At 72.6% G+C, this 19,500-nt stretch carries 1 protein-coding gene; it reads right to left on the bottom strand.

Translation table 11 applies throughout. The features are described 5' to 3' along the window. Positions 1-71 precede the first annotated feature (71 nt). Complete coding sequence (locus ACIGXX_RS03140) at positions 72-19,481, bottom strand: type I polyketide synthase (protein WP_399972182.1); 19,410 nt, start codon at positions 19,479-19,481, stop codon at positions 72-74. Between the last annotated feature and the right edge of the window lie 19 nt (positions 19,482-19,500).

The raw sequence follows: 19,500 nt of genomic DNA, 5'->3' as shown, positions 1-19,500 counted from the left end.
TGAGAGTCCGTACCCGACTTGGTGAGAGTCCGTACCGGCTTGTGAGGTTGGTGGGAGTGCGTAACCGCTGGTCAGGACTTTCCGAGTTCCTCGTCGATGATGTCGAAGACGTCGTCCAGCGTTGCCGAGGTCAGGTCGTCCGTCGCGGCATCGGGTTCGCTCTCGTCCCAGGTGGACAGGAGCGCCCTGAGCCGCAGCCGGATGTCGCCGGCCAGGGCGTCGTTCGGGTCGAGCTTGGAGATGGTGACCGTCAGCTTGTTCAGCTCGCCGAGCACCGCGGCGGCGGGTGTGCCGTCGCCGGCGAGCACCGTCGTGCGCAGGTGGGCGGCGAGTGCCGCAGGGTTCGGGTGGTCGAACACCAGGGTGGCGGGCAGTCGCGCGTCGACCTCGGCGTCGAGCCTGTTGCGCAGTTCCACGGCGGTGAGCGAGTCGAAGCCGAGTTCCTTGAACGCCCGATCCGCCTCGACGGCCTCCGCTCCGGGGAAGCCGAGCACGGCCGCGGTGTGGGTGCGGACGAGCTGTACGAGGGCCCGGTCCTGCTCCGCTTCGGTGAGGCCGGCGAGCCGCTGGGCGAGCGGGACCGCTCCGGAGCCGTCGCCGGACCGTGCGGACCTGCGGGCCGGGGTGGGAACCAGGCCGCGCAGCAGTGGCCGTACCTGCTCCGGGCGGGCCCGCAACGCGGCCAGGTCGACCGCTGCGGGCACCGCGGTCGCTGTGCCGGTGGCGCGCGCCGCGTCGAACAGCGCCATGCCGTCGGCGGAGGACAGCGGGGTCATGCCGCCCCTGGCCATCCGCTGCAGGTCGGCGTCGTCGAGGTGGCCGGTGATGCCGCTGGTCTCGGCCCACAGGCCCCAGGCCAGCGAGGTCGCGGGCAGCCCGGCGGCCCTGCGGTGCTGTGCGAGCGCGTCCAGGAAGGCGTTGGCGGCCGCGTAGTTGCCCTGGCCGGGGCCGCCGAACACACCGGCGGCGGCGGAGAACAGCACGAACGCCGTGAGCTCCGTCTCCAGGGTCAGCTCGTGCAGGTGCAGCGCCGCGTCGGCCTTGGGGCCGAACACCGCGTCGACGTGTGCCGGGGTCAGGGACTCGATCACGCTGTCGTCCAGGACGCCCGCCGTGTGGACGACGGCGGTCACGGGGTGCTCGGCGAGCAGCGCGGCGACCTCGGTGCGGTCGCCGACGTCGCACCGGACGACCGTGACCCGTGCGCCCAGTTCGGTCAGCTCCTGACGCAGTTGCTCCGCGCCCGGTGTGGCCGGGCCGCGCCTGCCGGTCAGTACGAGGTCGCGGACTCCGTGGCGGGTGACGAGGTGCCGTGCGGTCAGGCCGCCGAGCACGCCGAGGCCGCCGGTGATCAGGACGGTGCTGTCGGGCGTGAACGCCGCCTGCTCGGGAGCGTCGGCCGGGGCGGTCACCGCAGCGGTGAGCCGCGCGAGCCTGGCCAGCGTGGCGGTGCCGTTCCTGACGACGATCTGCGGTTCCCCGGTCGCCACGGCTGCGGGCAGCCTGCGCAGCGACTTCTCGTCGCCGTCGACGTCGACCAGCACGAATCGCGTCGGGTGCTCGGACTGTGCCGAGCGCACCAGGCCCCACGCGGGGGCGCGCACCAGGTCCGGTACGGCGTCGTCCGGGCCTGCCGGTACCGCGCCGCTCGTCAGGAACACGAGCTGCGTCGCGGCGAACCGGTCGTCCGCGAGCCACTTCTGGAGCAGGTCGAGGGTGTGGTGTGTCGCCTCGCGGGGGGTTGTCGCGCTCTCGCCGGGCGTCACGGCCACGCATCGGGGTACGGGTGCTCCGGCGTCGACGGCGGCGGTGAGCGCGGTCAGGTCGGCGTGTTCGTCGACCGGTTCACCGGCCGCGGTGAGGGCGTGGGCGATGCGGGCGGTGTCGCCGCCGATGACCGCCCAGGTGCCGGTCTCGGGAGCGGCGTCCGGCATCGGCACCCACGTCACCTCGAACAGCGAGTCGCGGTGGGCGGAGCGCGCGGCGTCGAGCTGGTCGGCCGAGAGGGTGCGCAGGCTCAGTTCGTCGACGGCGGCGACCGGTTCACCGGAGCCGTCGGCGACGAGCACGGCCACGGCGTCCACGCCGACCGGCGTCAACCGGACCCGCAGCCGCGTCGCGCCGGTCGCGAGGAGTCGCACCCCGGCCCACGAGAACGGGAGACCGTCCGCGTTCATCCCGAGTCCGACGGCGTGCAGCGCGGCGTCCAGGAGGGCCGGGTGCAGGCCGAAGCCCTCGTCGGCGAGGCCGTCCGGCAGCTCCACTTCGGCGAACGCCTCGTCGCCCTTGCGCCAGGCGGCGCGCAGGCCCTGGAAGGCGGGGCCGTGGTCGAGGCCGGAGGCACCGGCGGTGGCGTAGTGGCTGTCCAGGTCGACCGGCTCCGCTTCGTTCGGCGGCCAGGCGACTAGGTCGTCCGTGACGGGCTGTGCCTCTGCGGTCAGGCTTCCGGTGGCGTGGCGGGTCCACTCTCCGCCCTCGTTGCCTCGGGAGTCCACGGTGAACGCCCGCCTGCCCGACGCGTCCGGCCCGTCGAGGCTGAGCCGTATCTGGACGCCGTCCCGTTCGGGCAGCACCAGGGGCGCTTCGAGGACCAGTTCCTCCAGGGAGGCGCATCCGACGTGGTCACCGGCGCGCAGCGCGAGGTCCACGTAGGCCGCGCCGGGGAGCAGCGCGGTGTCCAGGAGCCGGTAGTCGGTGAGCCAGGGGTGGGTGCGCAGGGACAGCCTGCCGCTGAACACGAGGCCTTCGGAGTCCGCGAGTTCGGTGACGGCGACGAGCAGGGGGTGGTCCACCCGCCCGAGGCCGGCCGAGGTCACGTCGCCGGACGCGGTGGGCGTCGTCGTGGGCCAGAAGCGGCGGCGCTGGAACGGGTAGGTGGGAAGGTCGACGCGTCGCGCGTCGGGCAGCGGCCAGTCCACCCGGCTGCCGCGCACGAACAGCCTGCTCGCCGAGTTCAGCAGCCGGTCCCGGCCGCCGTCGCCGCGCCGCAGCGAGCCGACGACCAGGCCGTCGGCGCCGGTCAGTTCGCCGAGTCCGGCCACCAGGACCGGGTGCGGGCTGACCTCGACGAACGTGGTGAAGCCTTCGGCCACCAGGGTGGAGACGGCGTCCGCGAACTCCACCGTCTGCCGCAGGCTGCGGTACCAGTAGGAGGCGTCCAGGTCGCGGGTGTCCAGCCAGCCGCCGGTCAGCGGCGAGTAGTAGGGCACGTCGCCGGAGCGCGGCGTCACGTCCGCGAGGCCCTCCAGGATTTCCGTCTCGACGCGTTCGACGTGGTGGGAGTGCGGGGCGTAGTCCGCCTGGACCCGCCGCGCCCACACGCCCTGCTCGGCGCAGACCTCCATCAGTTCGTCCAGCGCGTCGGCGTCACCGGAGACGACGACCGACGCGGGGCCGTTGACGACACCGACGGCGAGCTGTCCGTCCCACCGCGCGAGGAGTTCTCGTACGTCGTCCACACCGAGGGCGACCGACACCATGCCGCCCTGGCCGGCAAGCGCGGTGAGCGCCTTGCTCCGCAGGACGGCGAGGCGCGCCGCGTCTCGCAGGGACAGGGCGCCCGCGACGCACGCCGCGGCGATCTCGCCCTGGGAGTGCCCCAGTACGGCGCTCGGCTCGACGCCCCAGGACCGCCAGGTGGCGGCAAGGGACACCATCACGGCGAACAGGGCGGGCTGGACGACGTCGAGACGCTCCATCAGGCCGGGGTCCTGGATGGCTTCGAGGAGCGACCAGTCGACGTACGCGTCCAGCGCCTGGGCGCACTCCTCCATCCGCGTACGGAACACCGGCGAGGAATCGAGGAGTTCCCGGGCCATGCCGACCCACTGCGTGCCGTGGCCGGGGAAGACGAACACCGTGCCGGTGCCGCGGTTCTCGGCCGCGCCCGTCACGAGGTTCGGCGCCTCGCGGCCGTCGGCCAGAGCGGTGAGGCCGGTGATGAACTCGTCCCGGTCGAGGCCCACCAGCACGGCCCGGTGGTCGAACACGGAGCGGGAGCGCAGCGAGTGGGCGATGTCTGCGACCGCCACGGTCGCGTCGGCGCGCTCGCACTCCTCGCGGAGGCGGGACGCCTGCTCCCGCAGTGCTTCAGGGGAACGGGCCGACAGGACCCACGGCACGACACCGGTTCCGCCCGGCTGGCTCGGTTCGCCCTGCTCGCCCTGCTCGGGTGACGGGGTCTCGGGGGCCTGCTCGATGATTTCGGGGGCCTGCTCGATGATGGTGTGCGCGTTCGTGCCGCTGAACCCGAAGGACGACACACCCGCCCGCCACGGCCGGTCCACGGCAGGCCATTCGCGCCGGTCGGTGAGCAACTGCATCGCGCCCGCCGACCAGTCCACGTGCGACGACGGCTCGGTGACGTGCAGCGTCCGCGGCAGTTCGCCGTGCCGCATCGCCATCACCATCTTGATCACACCCGCCACACCGGCCGCGGCCTGCGTGTGGCCGATGTTGGACTTCACCGAGCCCAGCAACAGCGGCCGGTCCGCGGGCCTGCCCTGGCCGTAGGTGGCGAGCAGCGCCTGCGCCTCGATCGGGTCGCCGAGGGTGGTGCCGGTGCCGTGCGCCTCGACCGCGTCCACGTCGGACGGCGTGAGGCCCGCACTGGCCAGTGCCTGGCGGATGACGCGCTGCTGCGAGGGTCCGTTCGGGGCGGTCAGGCCGTTGGACGCGCCGTCCTGGTTCACCGCCGAGCCGCGGACGACGGCGAGTACTTGGTGGCCGTTGCGCTGCGCGTCGGACAGCCGCTCGACGATGAGCATGCCGATGCCCTCGCCCCAGCCAGTCCCGTCGGCGCTGTCGGAGAACGCCTTGCACCGGCCGTCCACGGACAGCCCGCGCTGGCGGCTGAACTCGATGAACGCACCCGGCGTCGACATCACCGTCACACCGCCCGCGAGGGCCATCTCGCACTCGCCCGACCGCAGTGCCTGCGCCGCCAGGTGCAGGGCCACCAGCGAGGAGGAGCAGGCGGTGTCCACCGTCACGGCGGGGCCTTCGAGTCCGAACGTGTATGACAGACGGCCGGACATGACGCTCGCCGCGCTGCCCGTCGCCACGTGCCCGCCCACGTCCTCGACGGCATCGCCGAGGACGAGACCGTAGTCCTGCACGTTCGAGCCGACGAACACGCCGACGCGCTCGCCGCGGACCGAGTTCGGGTCGATGCCCGCCCGCTCGAAGGCCTCCCAGGAGGTTTCCAGGAGCAGTCGCTGCTGCGGGTCCATCGCGAGGGCTTCACGCGGCGACGTCCCGAAGAAGGTCGCGTCGAAGTCCGCCACCTGGTCGAGGAAGGCGCCCCTGCGCGAGTACGTCGTGCCGATGCCCGCGGGGTCCGGGTCGTACAGCGCCTCCAGGTCCCAGCCGCGGTCGGCCGGGAAGTCCGTCACCGCATCGCCGCCCGCCAGGAGCACCTGCCACAGGTCCTCCGGGCTGGTGACACCTCCGGGGTACCGGCACGCCATCGCGACGATCGCGATCGGCTCGTCGGACGCGACCGGCGGTGCGGCGTCGGGTGTCAGGGGCGCATCGCCGTGCGTTTCCAGGGCCGCCGACAACAGGTGGTCGGCGAGCGCCGCGGGGGTGGGGTAGTCGAAGACCACGGTCGCGGGCAGGGTCAGGCCGGTCGCGGCCGCGAGCCCGTTGCGCAGTTCCACGGCGGTCAGCGAGTCGAAGCCCAGGTCGCGGAAGGCCCGGTCGGGGTCGACGGCGCCGGCCGTGGTGTGCCCCAGGACGGTGGCCGCCTGCGCCACCACCAGGCCGCGCACCAGTTCGCCCTGCTTCGCCGCGTCCAGGCCGTCGAGCCGGCCCCGCAACTCCGCCCCGTCCCGGTCGGATACGCCCGGACCGGCCGATCCGTCGGTCCCTGCCGCACCGGCGGTCCGGCCCGCGACCGCGTCACGTGCTTCGGCCAGATCGGCGAGCAGCGGGCTCGGCCTGCCGATGGTGAACGCGGGGGCGAACCGTTCCCAGTCGACGTCCGCCACGATGGTGCTCGCCGTGCCGCCGCCGACCGCGTCGGCGACGGCGCCCACCGCGAGTTCGGGCGGCAGCGCCAGGAGGCCGCGGCGCGAGAGCTGCCGCTGCGCCTCGTCGTCGGCCATACCGCCGCCGCCCCAGGGACCCCAGGCCACGGCTGTGCCCGGCAGGCCGTGCGCGGTGCGGTGCTCGGCGAGCGCGTCGAGGTAGGCGTTGGCCGCGCTGTAGCCGATCTGGTTGCCGCTGCCCCAGATGCCGGCGATCGAGGAGTACGAGAGGAACGCGTCGAGCGGTGTGTCGGCGAGCAGCTCGTGCAGGTGCGCGGCGCCCGCAACCTTGGCGCCGACCACGTCCGCGAAGCGCGCGAGGTCGGTCTCGCCCACAGGGGTGCTGTCGTTGAGTCCGGCGGTGTGTACGACGGCGTCGACCCGGTCTCCGGCGGCGGCGAGGCCGTCGAGCAGGGCCGCGAGCCCGTCCCGGTCGGCGATGTCGACGGCGGCGATCGTGACGCGAGCGCCCAGCTCGACGAGTTCGGTCTCCAACGCGGCGGCGCCCTCGGCCTCGGCACCGCGTCGACTCACCAGGACGATGTGCTCGGCGCCGTGCGCCGCCGACCACCGGGCGGCCCTGGCGCCCAGGGCGCCGAGACCGCCGGTCACCAGAACCGTGCCGCGCGGCGTCCAGCCGGAGTCCGGGGCCGTCGGGTCGGCAGGCTCGGCCCGGCGGAGGCGGCGTGCGAACACGCCGGACCCGCGTACGGCGACCTGGTCCTCCGGCCCGCCGAGGAGCCCGCACAGGCGGGCGACCATCCGCTGGTCCGCCGCCTGTGTCCCTGTCTCCGTCTCCATCGCCGTCGCCGTATCCGGCAGGTCGATCAACCCGCCCCAACGGGAGGTGAGTTCGAGGGCTGCGGCCCGGCCGAGGCCCCACACCATCGACTGCGCGAAGCCCGCGACCGCGTCACCCGCGACCGCCGCCACCGCACCCGACGTCACGCACCACAGCGGCGCCTGTACGTCCGCGTCACCGAGCGCCTGGACCAGCGCGAGGGTGGCTGCCACGCCGTTCGGAACGGCGGGGTGGTCGGGGTGCGTCGACTCGTCGAACGCCAGGAACGACAGGACTCCACCGACCTCTTCGTCCCGAGCGAGAACCTGCGCGACGGCTGCGCGCAGCGCGTCGGCAAGGCCCGCGCGGTCGGCAAGACCCACGCGGTCGGCAAGACCCACGCGGTCGGCAAGGCCCGTGCGGTCGGCAAGGCCCGTGCGGTCGGCAAGGGGCGAGGTGTTCGAGGGGTCCGCTCCTTCGGACTCCACCGCGACGAGCGCGAGGCCGCTGTCTGCGAGCAGCTCGCTCAGCTCGGCGGCGCGCTCGTCACCGGGGGGCGCCACGACCAGCCAGGTGCCCGAGGGCGGCGTCGTCGCCGGGACACCGAGGGACTTCCAGCCGACGGTGTAACGCCACTTGTCCAACGTGGACTTCTCGTGGCTACGGCGCCGCCACGACGTCAGGAGCGGCAGCACGGCGCGGAGCGTGTCGGTCGCCCCGTCGTCGGTGATGCCCAGGGACGACGCGAGGGCGGTCGCCTCCTCGCTGTCCACCGCGGCCCAGAACCGTGCCTCGCCCGCGTTCGTCACGGCCTCGGCGACGACGGGCGGAGCGTCCATCCAGTAGCGCTGGTGCTGGAAGGCGTACGTCGGCAGGTCCACCCGCCGGGCACCACTGCCCGCGAAGTACGCCGCCCAGTCGACCATCCCGCCCCGCGTGTACAACGCGGCGACCGTGGTCACCAGCGCGGCCTCCTCAGGCCTGTCCGCGCGCAACGCGGGCAAGAACACCGCCTCAGGCACACTGCCAAGCCCCAGCGCGGACAGCGTCCCGCCCGGCCCGACCTCCACGAACACCTCGACGCCCTGCTCCCGCAACGCCACCACCGCATCATGGAACCGCACACACTCGCGCACATGCCGCACCCAGTACTCCGGCGACCCCAACTCCTCCGCTGAGGCCGACCTGCCGGTCAGCGTCGACACGATCGGGATCGACGGAGCCTCGTACGACACCTCTTCCAGCACCCGGCGGAACTCGTCCAGCATTGGGTCCATCAGAGGTGAGTGGAACGCGTGACTGACCTTCAGGCGAGAAACCTTCCGGCCCGCCTCACGCCAGCGCTCGCCCACCGCTTGAACATCAGCGGCGACACCGGAAATGACCACCGAGTTCGGCCCGTTGACCGCAGCGATGCCCACCGCCTCCGACAGATCCGGCGCCATCTCGGCCTCGGTCGCCTGGATCGCGACCATCGCGCCGCCTTCAGGCAGTGCCTGCATCAGTGCGCCACGCGCCGACACCACCTTGACCGCGTCCTCCAGCGACCAGACACCGGCCACATGGGCCGCGGCCAGCTCACCGATGGAGTGTCCGGCCAGAACATCCGGGCGCACACCCCACGACTCAAGGAGGCGGAACAACGCCACCTCGACCGCGAACAACGCAGGCTGAGTAACACCCGTCTCATTCAGCGCATCGGCATCCTCACCGAACAACACCTCACGCACCGCCGGTTCGAACTCACCCAGCACAGCCTCCAGCGCCTCCGCGAACACCGGGAAACGGCCAGCCAGCTCACGCCCCATCCCAAGCCGCTGCGAACCCTGACCCGAGAACAGGAAACCCAACCGGCCGGGCTCGCCGGCCACTCCCCCGACCGCGGCACCGTTCGTCCGGCCCCCGGCAACGGCCGTCAGGGCCGTCAGGAACTCGGACCGGTCAGCGGCCACGACCACCGCGCGGTGGGTCAGCGCCGACCGTGACGTCGCGAGGGAGTAGCCGATGTCGGCCGGTGTGTGCTCGTCCGCCAGGGCCAGCAGGCGCTCGGCCTGGCCGCGCAACGCGCCCTCGTCACCCGCCGAAAGCACCCACGGCACCAGGCCGCCTTCGCGCACCGGCTCCTGGGCTTCCTCCGGCTCGGCGGTCGGCGCTTGTTCGATGATGGCGTGGGCGTTCGTACCGCTGAACCCGAACGACGACACACCCGCCCGCCACGGCCGGTCCGCGGTGGGCCACGCGCGCTGATCGGTGAGCAGCTCCACCGCCCCTGTCGACCAGTCGACGTGCGGTGAGGGCTCGTCCGCGTGCAAGGTGCGGGGCAGCACTCCGTGCTGCATCGCCATGACCATCTTGATCACGCCCGCCACACCGGCCGCGGCCTGCGTGTGACCGATGTTGGACTTCACCGATCCCAGCAACAGCGGCTCGCCGTCGCGGTCCTGGCCGTAGGTGGCAAGGAGGGCCTGGGCCTCGATCGGGTCGCCCAGCTTGGTGCCGGTGCCGTGCGCCTCGACCGCGTCCACGTCGGACGGCGTGAGGCCCGCACTGGCGAGCGCCTGGCGGATCACCCGCTGCTGCGAAGGGCCGTTCGGGGCGGTCAGGCCGTTCGACGCACCGTCCTGGTTCACCGCCGAACCGCGGATGACGGCAAGGACCGGATGCCCGTTGCGCTGGGCGTCCGAGAGACGCTCGACGAAGAGCATGCCGACGCCTTCGCCCCAGCTTGTGCCGTCGGCGCCTGCGCCGAACGCCTTGCAGCGGCCGTCCAGCGACAGTCCTCGCTGGCGGCTGAACTCGATGAACGCGCCCGGCGTCGACATCACGGTGACGCCGCCGGCCAGCGCCAGCTCGCACTCGCCCGACCGCAGCGACTGCACCGCCAGGTGCAGGGCCACCAGCGACGACGAGCACGCCGTGTCCACCGTCACCGCGGGGCCTTCGAAGCCGAAGGTGTACGACAGGCGGCCCGAGGCCACGCTGGCGGCGTTGCCGGTCGCCACGTAGCCGCCCACGTCCTCGGCCGCGCCGCCGAGGACAAGACCGTAGTCCTGGGCGTTCGACCCGACGAACACGCCGACGCGCTCGCCGCGCAGCGACGCCGAGTCGACCCCGGCGCGCTCGAGCAGTTCCCAGGAGGTCTCCAGGAGCAGCCGCTGCTGGGGGTCCATCGCGAGGGCCTCGCGCGGCGAGATCCCGAAGAAGCCCGCGTCGAACCCGCTCACGTCCGACATGAAGGCGCCGGAACGCAGGTATGTGGTCCCCACCGAGTCCGGGTCGGGGTCGTAGAGCGCTTCCACGTCCCAGCCGCGGTCGGTCGGGAAGTCCGTCACCGCGTCTCCGCCCGCCAGGAGGAAGTTCCACAGGTCCTCCGGACCGGCGACACCGCCGGGGAACCGGCATGCCATCGACACGATCGCGATCGGGTCGTCGGTCACTCCGGAGGCGCCAACAGGGTGGGATGCGGCGGGTGTTGCATCCGCCCCGCACAGCTCCACGCGCAGATAGGCGGCCAGCGCGGCGGCCGTCGGGTAGTCGAACACCAGGGTCGCGGGCAGGGCGATGCCCGTGGCCTCGCGGAGCCGGGCGCGCAACTCCACGGCCGTCAACGAGTCGAAGCCGAGCTCCTTGAACGCACGCGTCGGGGAGAAGGCGTCACCGGACACGTGACCCAGCACCGCGGCAGCCTCGTACCGGACCAGTTCGGTGAGCTGCCGCTCCTGCTCGGCCTCGTCCAGGCCCGCGAGGCGCTGGGCGAGTGCCGACGTGCTGCCGCTCCGCTCGGTGGGTGCGGCCTCGAACGCGGCGCGAACCTCGGCCAGTTCGCCGAGCAGGGAGCTCGGGCGCTGCGCCATGAAGGTCCCCGCGAACCGGGTCCAGTCGACGTCGGCGACGACGGTGTTGCCGTCACCGCGCTCCAGGACCGTGGCCAGGCCTGCGATCGCCACATCCGGATCCATCGTCGCCAGGCCCCAGCGGTGCAGCTGCGTGGCCTGCTCGGCGGTGGCGACCATGCCTCCGCCGCCCCACGGGCCCCACGCGACGGCCGTGGCGGGCAGCCCAGCGGCCCTGCGGTGGTCGGCGAGTGCGTCGAGGTAGGCGTTGGCCGCCGCGTACGCACCCTGCCCACTGCTGCCCCACACCCCGGCGATGGACGAGAACAGTACGAACGCTTCCAACTGCGTGTCGGCCAGGAGCTCGTGCAGGTTCCGCGCGCCGTCGACCTTCGCCGTCAGCACGTCGGCGAACTCGGCGAGGTCGTCGGGGTCGAGGTCGGCGATGGTGGCCGAGCGCTCGATGCCCGCCGCGTGTACGACCGCGGTGAGCGGGAGCTCGGCAGGCACGGAAGCAAGCACGTCCGCCAACGCATCCCGATCGGCCGCGTCACAGGCGGTGATCGTGACCCGGGCACCCAACGCGGTCAGCTCAGAGCGCAGTTGCTCCGCGCCATCGGCCTCAATCCCACGCCTACTGGTCAGCAGCAGGTGCTCGGCCCCCTTGCCCACCAGCCACCTGGCGACGTGCGCGCCCAGGGCACCGGTGCCACCGGTGACCAGGATTGTGCCGCGCGGCGACCAGCCGTCGCCGGCCGACGTGCCCACCGGAGCGGTGACCAGCCTGCGGCTCAGAATCTTGCCGCCGCGCAGCGCGACCTGGTCCTCGCCCTCGCCCTTCGTCCCGGCGAGCACGGAAGCCAGCAGGTCACCGGTCGCGTCGTCCTGCGCCTCGGGCAGATCGACCAGACCGCCCCAGCGACCGGGCTGCTCCAATGCGGCCACCCGGCCCAGGCCCCACAGCATCGACTGCTCGAACCCGTCAACCACATCATCAGCACCCGCCGACACCGCACCCGACGTCAGGCACCACAGCGGCACATCCGCCGCGCCTAGGCTCTGCAACAGCCCTACGGTGGCCGCGACACCGGCAGGCACCGTCGAATCGCCCGCATCAGCGAGCCCCACCAACGAGACCACGCCGCTCAGGTCCGTCAGGCCGGCCAACTGCTCCGCCCAGTCGACCGTCTCGGGTTCCACGTACAGAACATGCACATCACCGGCACCGTTCCGGGTCAGCGCGTCACCGACCCATGCGGCGCGCTCCTCACCGGCCGGGGCGACGACCAGCCATGCACCGTCCAGCCGCCGGGTTCCGGCGGCCACCGGACGCCACTCGATCCCGTACCGCCAGCCATCGGCCGTGGACCGGTCCCGCTGCTTGCGACGCCACGCGGACAGCCGGGGCAGCACGGCACTCAACGGGTCGTCGGACGACACGTCCAACGTACGGGCGAGATCCGCGATGTCGCCCTCTTCCACGACCTCCCAGAAGCGCGCCTCCACCGGCGATATTCGCTCGGTGCCCTTGTCGATGTCCGGGGTGTCCAGCCAGAAACGTTCGCGCTGGAACGCGTACGTCGGCAGGTCCACCCGTCGCGCGCCGCGACCGGCGAGGAACGCCTCCCAGTCCACCTCGACACCGCGTACGTGGAGGTGCCCGACGGCCGTCGTGGCGGACACCGCCTCCGGGCGATCGCCACGGAGGGTCGGTACGAAGGTCGCTTCCGGCGCCGACTCCTGACCGAGCGCGGCCAGTGTGCCGCCCGGACCGACCTCGACGAACGTCGTCACGCCCTCGTCCCGCAAGGTGCTCACGGCATCGGCGAACCGCACGGACTCGCGCACGTGCCGCACCCAGTACTCCGGCGACCCCAACTCCTCCGCGGAGGCCGACCTGCCGGTCAGCGTCGACACGATGGGGATCGACGGAGCCTCGTACGAAACACCCTCAAGCGCTCGCCGGAACTCATCCAGCATCGGGTCCATCAACGGCGAGTGGAACGCATGGCTGACCTTCAGACGAGACACCTTCCGACCCGCCTCACGCCACCTCTCAGCCACCACCTCCACATCCGCGGAGACACCGGAAATGACCACCGACGTCGGCCCGTTGACCGCAGCTATGCCCACCGTCTCCGACAGATCCGGCGCCACCTCGGCCTCAGTCGCCTGGATCGCGACCATCGCCCCACCAGACGGCAGCGCCTGCATCAACGCACCCCGCGCCGACACCACCTTCACCGCATCAGCCAGCGACCACACACCCGCCACATGCGCCGCGGCCAGCTCACCGATGGAGTGTCCGGCCAGAACATCCGGGCGCACACCCCACGACTCAAGCAGCCGGAACAGTGCCACCTCGACCGCGAACAACGCAGGCTGCGTAACACCCGTCTCATTCAGCGCATCGGCATCCTCACCGAACAACACCTCACGCACCGCCGGATCAAACTCACCCAGCACAGCCTCCAGCGCCTCCGCGAACACCGGGAAACGGCCGGCCAGCTCACGCCCCATCCCGAGCCGCTGCGAACCCTGACCCGAGAACAGGAAACCCAGTCGGTGCGGCACAGCCTCACCGACCACCACACCCCGGCCGCCCCGCCCCTCGGCGAGAGCGGTCAGAGCCGACTGGAACTCGGCGGGCTCCGCCGCGACCACCACCGCGCGGTGTTCAAGGGCCGCGCGCGAGAACGCCAGCGCACGGGCCACGTCCGCCACGGCCAGGTCCGGCGACCCGTCCACGAAAGTCGCGAGCCGTGCGGCCTGCTCCCGCAGCGCCTCGGGGGTCTTGGCCGACAACGTCCACGGGACGACCGTGCCGGTCGGCAGCGGCTCCGGGGCTTCTTCCCGCTCGGCCTCGGAGGCCTGCGGGGCCTGCTCGATGATGGCGTGGGCGTTCGTACCGCTGAAGCCGAACGACGAAACCCCTGCCCGCCACGGCTGCCCGGTCTCCGGCCACGGCCGGGTCTCCGTCAGCAGCTCCACCGCACCGGCCGACCAGTCGACGTGCGGTGACGGTTCGTCCGCGTGCAGGGTGCGCGGCAGTACGCCGTGCCGCATCGACATGACCATCTTGATGACACCCGCGACACCGGCGGCGGCCTGCGTGTGGCCGATGTTCGACTTGATCGAGCCGAGCCACAGCGGCCGGTCGACCGGGCGGTCCTGGCCGTAGGTCGCGAGCAGTGCCTGGGCCTCGATCGGGTCGCCCAGCTTCGTACCCGTACCGTGTGCCTCGACCGCGTCGACATCGGACGGCGTGAGGCCGGTTGCCTCCAGCGCGGCCCGGATGACCCGCTGCTGCGAGGGGCCGTTCGGAGCGGTCAGGCCGTTGGACGCGCCGTCCTGGTTGACCGCCGAACCCCGTACCACCGCAAGCACCTGATGTCCGTTGCGCTCGGCGTCCGAGAGGCGCTCGACGAGCAGCATGCCGATGCCCTCGCCCCAGCCGGTGCCGTCCGCGTCGGCCCCGAAGGCCTTGCACCGGCCGTCGACCGAGAGCCCGCGCTGGCGGCTGAACTCCACGAACGCGGCGGGCGTGGACATCACCGTCACGCCGCCCGCGAGCGCCAGCTCGCACTCGCCCTTCCGCAGGGCCTGTACCGCCAGGTGCAGGGCGACCAGGGACGACGAGCACGCCGTGTCCACCGTCACCGCGGGGCCTTCGAGGCCGAACGTGTACGACAGGCGGCCGGAGATGACACTCGCCGCGCTGCCGGTGCCGAAGTAGCCGTCGACGCTGGCCGGCGCGGCCATCATCAGCGTCGTGTAGTCCTGGCCGTTGGTGCCGACGAACACGCCCGACCTGCTGCCGCGCAGCGAGTCGGGGTCGATGCCCGCCCGCTCGAACACCTCCCAGGAGGTCTCCAGGAGCAGCCGCTGCTGCGGGTCCATCGCAAGGGCCTCGCGCGGCGAGATCCCGAAGAGCGTCGGGTCGAAGTCCGCCACGTGGTCGAGGAACGCGCCTCTGCGGGAGTACGACGTGCCGACGCTCGCCGCGTCGGGGTCGGGGTTGTACAACGCCTCGACGTCCCAGCCGCGGTCGGCCGGGAAGTCCGTCACCGCGTCCTCGCCCGACAGCAGGACCTGCCAGAGGTCCTCCGGGCTCGTCACACCGCCGGGGAACCGGCACGCCATCGACACGATCGCGATCGGCTCGTCGGTCACGCCGGAGACGGCGCTGGGGGCGGAGGCGGTGGGCGCCGCTCCGGACAGTTCCCCGCGCAGATAGGCGGCAAGGGCAGCCGCCGTCGGGTAGTCGAACACCACGGCCGCGGGCAGGGCGACGCCGGTGGCCTCGCTGAGCCGGGCGCGCAGTTCCACGGCCGTCAACGAGTCGAAGCCGAGCTCCCGGAAGGCGCGCGTCGCGGAGAACGCGTCGGCGGAGGCGTGGCCGAGCACCGCGGCGGCCTCGGTCCGGACCAGCTCGGTGAGCTGCCGATCCTGCTCGTCGTCGTCAAGGCCCGCGAGGCGCTGCGCGAGAGCCGATGTGCCGCTCCGCTCGGCGGGTGCGGAGTCGAACGCGGCGCGCACCTCGGGGAGTTCGCTCAGGAGTGCGCTCGGGCGCTGCGCCATGAAGGTGGCGGCGAACCGGGTCCAGTCGACGTCGGCGACGGTGACCTTGCCGTCGTCATGTGCGACGGCCGAGCCGAGGCCGGCGAGCGCCGCGTCGGGGGCCATCGTGGTCAGGCCCAGTCGCTGGAGGTGGGTGGCCTGGCCGGAGTCCTCGACCATGCCGCCGCCGCCCCACGGGCCCCACGCGACGGCCGTGGCGGGCAGCCCCGCCGCCCTGCGGTGGTCGGCGAGTGCGTCGAGGTAGGCGTTGGCCGCCCCATAGGCGGCCTGGCCTCCGCTGCCCCACACTCCGGCGATGGAGGAGAACAGCACGAACGCGTCCAACTGCGCGTCCAACTGCGTGTCGGACAGAAGCTCGTGCAGGTTCCGCGCGCCGTCGACCTTCGCCGCCAGGACCTCGGCGAACCCGGTGAGGTCGTCCGGGTCGAGGTCGGCGATGGCGGCCGAGCGCTCGACGCCCGCCGTGTGCACGACGGCGGTGAGCGACGGGACGCTCTCCAGCAGCGCCGCGACAGCGGCCCGGTCGGCCACGTCACACGTGGCGAACGTGACGCGCGCGCCCAGCTCGACGAGCTCGGCCTCCAGTTCCTCCGCCCCTTGGGCGGCTCGGCCGCGCCGGGCGGCCAGCACGACGTGCTCGGCTCCGTCAGTCGCCAGCCAGCGCGCCACATGACCGCCCAGGGCGCCGGTGCCGCCGGTGACCAGGACCGTGCCGCGGGGCGACCAGTTGTCCCCGGAGGCGTCGCCCAGCGGGGCGGGCACCAGTCTGCGGCCGAGGATCTCGTGGCCGCGCAGGGCGATCTGGTCCTCGCCCCGCGCCCCGGCGAACACCGAAGCCAGCCGATCACCGGTCCCGTCGTCCTGCGTCTCGGGCAGGTCGACCAAGCCGCCCCAGCGGCTGGGGTGTTCCAGCGCGGCGACCCGGCCGAGACCCCACAGCATCGACTGCTCGAACCCGTCAACCACGTCATCAGCACCCGCCGACACCGCACCCGACGTCAGGCACCACAGCGGCACGTCCGCGTCACCGAGGGCCTGCAACAGCCCCACGGTGGCCGCCACACCAGCAGGCACCGTCGACGCGCCCGCATCGGCAAGGCCCATCAGCGAGACCACGCCGTTCAGGTCCGACAGGTCGGCCAACTGCTGCGCCCAGTCGACCGCCTCCGTGTCCACCCGAAGGACGTGCACGTCGTCCGCACCGTTCCGCGCCAGCGACGCACGCATCCATTCGGTGCGCTCTTCTTCGCCGGCCGGCGCGACGACAAGCCACGCACCGTCCAATGGCCGTGCGTCGGCAGCCACCGGCCGCCACTCGACCCCGTACCGCCAGGCGTCGGCGGTGGATTGGTCCCGCTGCTTCCGGCGCCACGCGGACAGCCGGGGCAGCACGGCGCTCAACGGGTCGTCGGACGACACGCCCAGCGTGTGGGCGAGATCCGCGGGGTCTCCCTCCTCCACGACCTCCCAGAACCGCGCCTCGACGGGCGACATTCGCTCGGCCCCGTCCTCGGCGGCCGGAGCGTCCAGCCAGTAGCGCTCGCGCTGGAAGGCGTACGTCGGCAGGTCGACCCGGGTGGCGTCGGTGCCGTCGAAGAGGGCGGGCAGGTCCACAGGGACACCGCGTACGTGCAGTTGGCCGACGGCGGTGGTCAGTGCGACGAGTTCGGGACGGTCGCCTCGCAGGACGGGTACGAAGGCGGCCTCCGGTGCGTCGACCTGCCCGAGACCGGACAGCACACCACCGGGACCGATCTCCAGGAAGGCGTCGACGCCCTGCTCGCGCAGCGCCCCGACCGCGTCGTGGAACCGCACGGACTCGCGCACGTGCCGCACCCAGTACTCCGGCGACCCCAGCTCCTCCGCTGAGGCCGACCTGCCGGTCAGCGTCGACACGATGGGGATCGACGGAGCCTCGTACGAAACACCCTCAAGCACTCGCCGGAAGTCGTCCAGCATCGGGTCCATCAGCGGTGAATGGAACGCGTGGCTGACCTTGAGGCGAGACACCTTCCGGCCCGCCTCACGCCACCGCTCCGCCACCGCCTCCACATCGGCGGCAGCACCCGAAATCACCACCGACGTCGGCCCGTTGACCGCAGCGATGCCCACGGTCTGCGGCAGGTCCGAGGCAACCTCCGCCTCCGACGCCTGAATCGCGACCATGGCACCGCCCTCGGGCAGCGCCTGCATCAACGCACCCCGCGCCGACACCACCTTGACGGCGTCCTCCAGCGACCACACACCGGCCACATGCGCCGCGGCCAACTCACCGATCGAGTGCCCCGCCAGCGCGTCAGGGCGCACACCCCACGACTCAAGAAGACGGAACAACGCCACCTCGACCGCGAACAGGGCGGGCTGCGTCACCCCCGTCTCGTTCAGCGCATCGGCATCCTCACCGAACAGCACCTCCCGCACCTGCGGGTCGCATGCCCCGAGGACGTTCTCCAAGGCCTCCGCGAACACCGGTAACTGCGCGGCCAGTTCGCGGCCCATGCCGAGCCGCTGCGAACCCTGGCCCGAGAACAGGAAGCCCAACCGGTGCGGTTCGGCCTCACCGACCACGACACCCGGACCGCCCCGCCCCTCGGCGAGAGCGGCGAGCCGGTCGGTGGTGGTGGTCCGGTCCTCGGCGAGGAGTACGGCGCGGTGCTCGAACAGTGACCGTGTCGTGGCCAGCGAGAAGCCGACGCCCGTGGGGTCGAAGTCGGCGGAGGCCTCCACCGCGGAGCGGAGGCGGTCCGCCTGCGCGCGCAGCGCGTCGGGGGTTCGGGCGGACAGCACCCACGGCGTGACGACGGGGACCGGCGGCTCGGCGGCCGCAGGGGGCTGCTGAGCCGCGGCGTCCGCCGTGGGTACTGGTTCGGGGGTGGGCGCTTCCTCCAGGATGACGTGGGCGTTCGTGCCGCTGACGCCGAACGAGGACACACCGGCGCGGCGCGGTTCGTCGCTCTGTGGCCATGTCCGGCCCTCGGTCAGCAGCTCCACGGTGCCCGCCGACCAGTCGACGTGGCTGCTGGGCTCGTCGACGTGCAGGGTCTTGGGCAGCACTCCGTGCCGCATCGCCATGACCATCTTGATGATGCCGCCGGCTCCGGCCGCCGCCTGGGAGTGGCCGATGTTCGACTTGAGCGATCCCAGCCACAGGGGGCTGTCGGCTTCCCGCTCCGCGCCGTAGGTCGCGATGAGGGCCTGTGCCTCGATGGGGTCGCCGAGCGTGGTGCCGGTGCCGTGTGCCTCGACCGCGTCCACCTGCGCCGGTGTGAGCCGCGCGCTGGCCAGGGCCTGGTTGATCACCGTCTGCTGGGACGGGCCGTTCGGCGCGGTCAGGCCGTGCGACGCCCCGTCCTGGTTCACCGCCGAGCCACGGACGACCGCGAGGATGGGGTGTCCGTTGCGCTGTGCGTCGGAGAGGCGCTCCACCAGGAGCATGCCGACGCCCTCGCCCCAGCCGGTGCCGTCGGCGCTGTCGGAGAACGCCTTGCAGCGGCCGTCCACGGACAGGGCGCGCTGCCTGCTGTACTCGACGAACGTACGCGGCGTTGACATGAAGGTGGCGCCGCCCGCGAGCGCCAGCGAGCACTCGTCGCGGCGCAGGGCCACCATCGCGAGGTGCAGGGCCACCAGCGACGACGAGCAGGCCGTGTCCACCGTCACGGCGGGCCCGACGAGGCCGAGGGTGTAGGCGATCCGGCCGGACGCGATGCTGCCCGCGCTGCCGTTGGCGAGGAAGCCCTCGAACCCTTCGGGTGCCTGCGGCAGTCGTGTCGCGTAGTCGTTGTACATGACGCCCGCGAACACGCCGGTCCTGGTGTCCCTGGCCTGCGCGGGGTCGATGCCCGCCCGCTCGAACGCCTCCCAGGAGGTTTCCAGGAGGAGTCGCTGCTGCGGGTCCATCGCCTGGGCCTCGCGCGGGCTGACCCCGAAGAACGCCGGGTCGAAGCCCGCGGCGCCCTGGAGGAAGCCGCCGTGCCGGGTGATCGAGGTGCCCGCGTGCTCCGGGTCGGGGTCGTAGAGGGATTCGACGTCCCAGCCGCGGTCGGAGGGGAACTCCACGACGGCGTCGCGGCCTTCGGCGACCAACTGCCAGAGGTCTTCCGGTGATTCGACTCCACCGGGGTAGCGGCAGCTCATGCCGATGATCGCGATGGGCTCGTTCTCCCGCTCCTCGACCTCGCGCAGGCGTCGGCGTGCGGTACGCAGATCGGTGGTTGCCCGCTTGAGGTAATCGCGGAGCTTGTCCTCGTTCTGCATCTGGCGTGTGCTCCTTACA

This window comes from Streptomyces sp. NPDC055243 (genome assembly GCF_044544025.1).
GTDB lineage: Bacteria > Actinomycetota > Actinomycetes > Streptomycetales > Streptomycetaceae > Streptomyces.
Note: the sequence above shows the minus strand (reverse complement) of the source record. Positions and strands in the feature narration are given on the sequence as shown.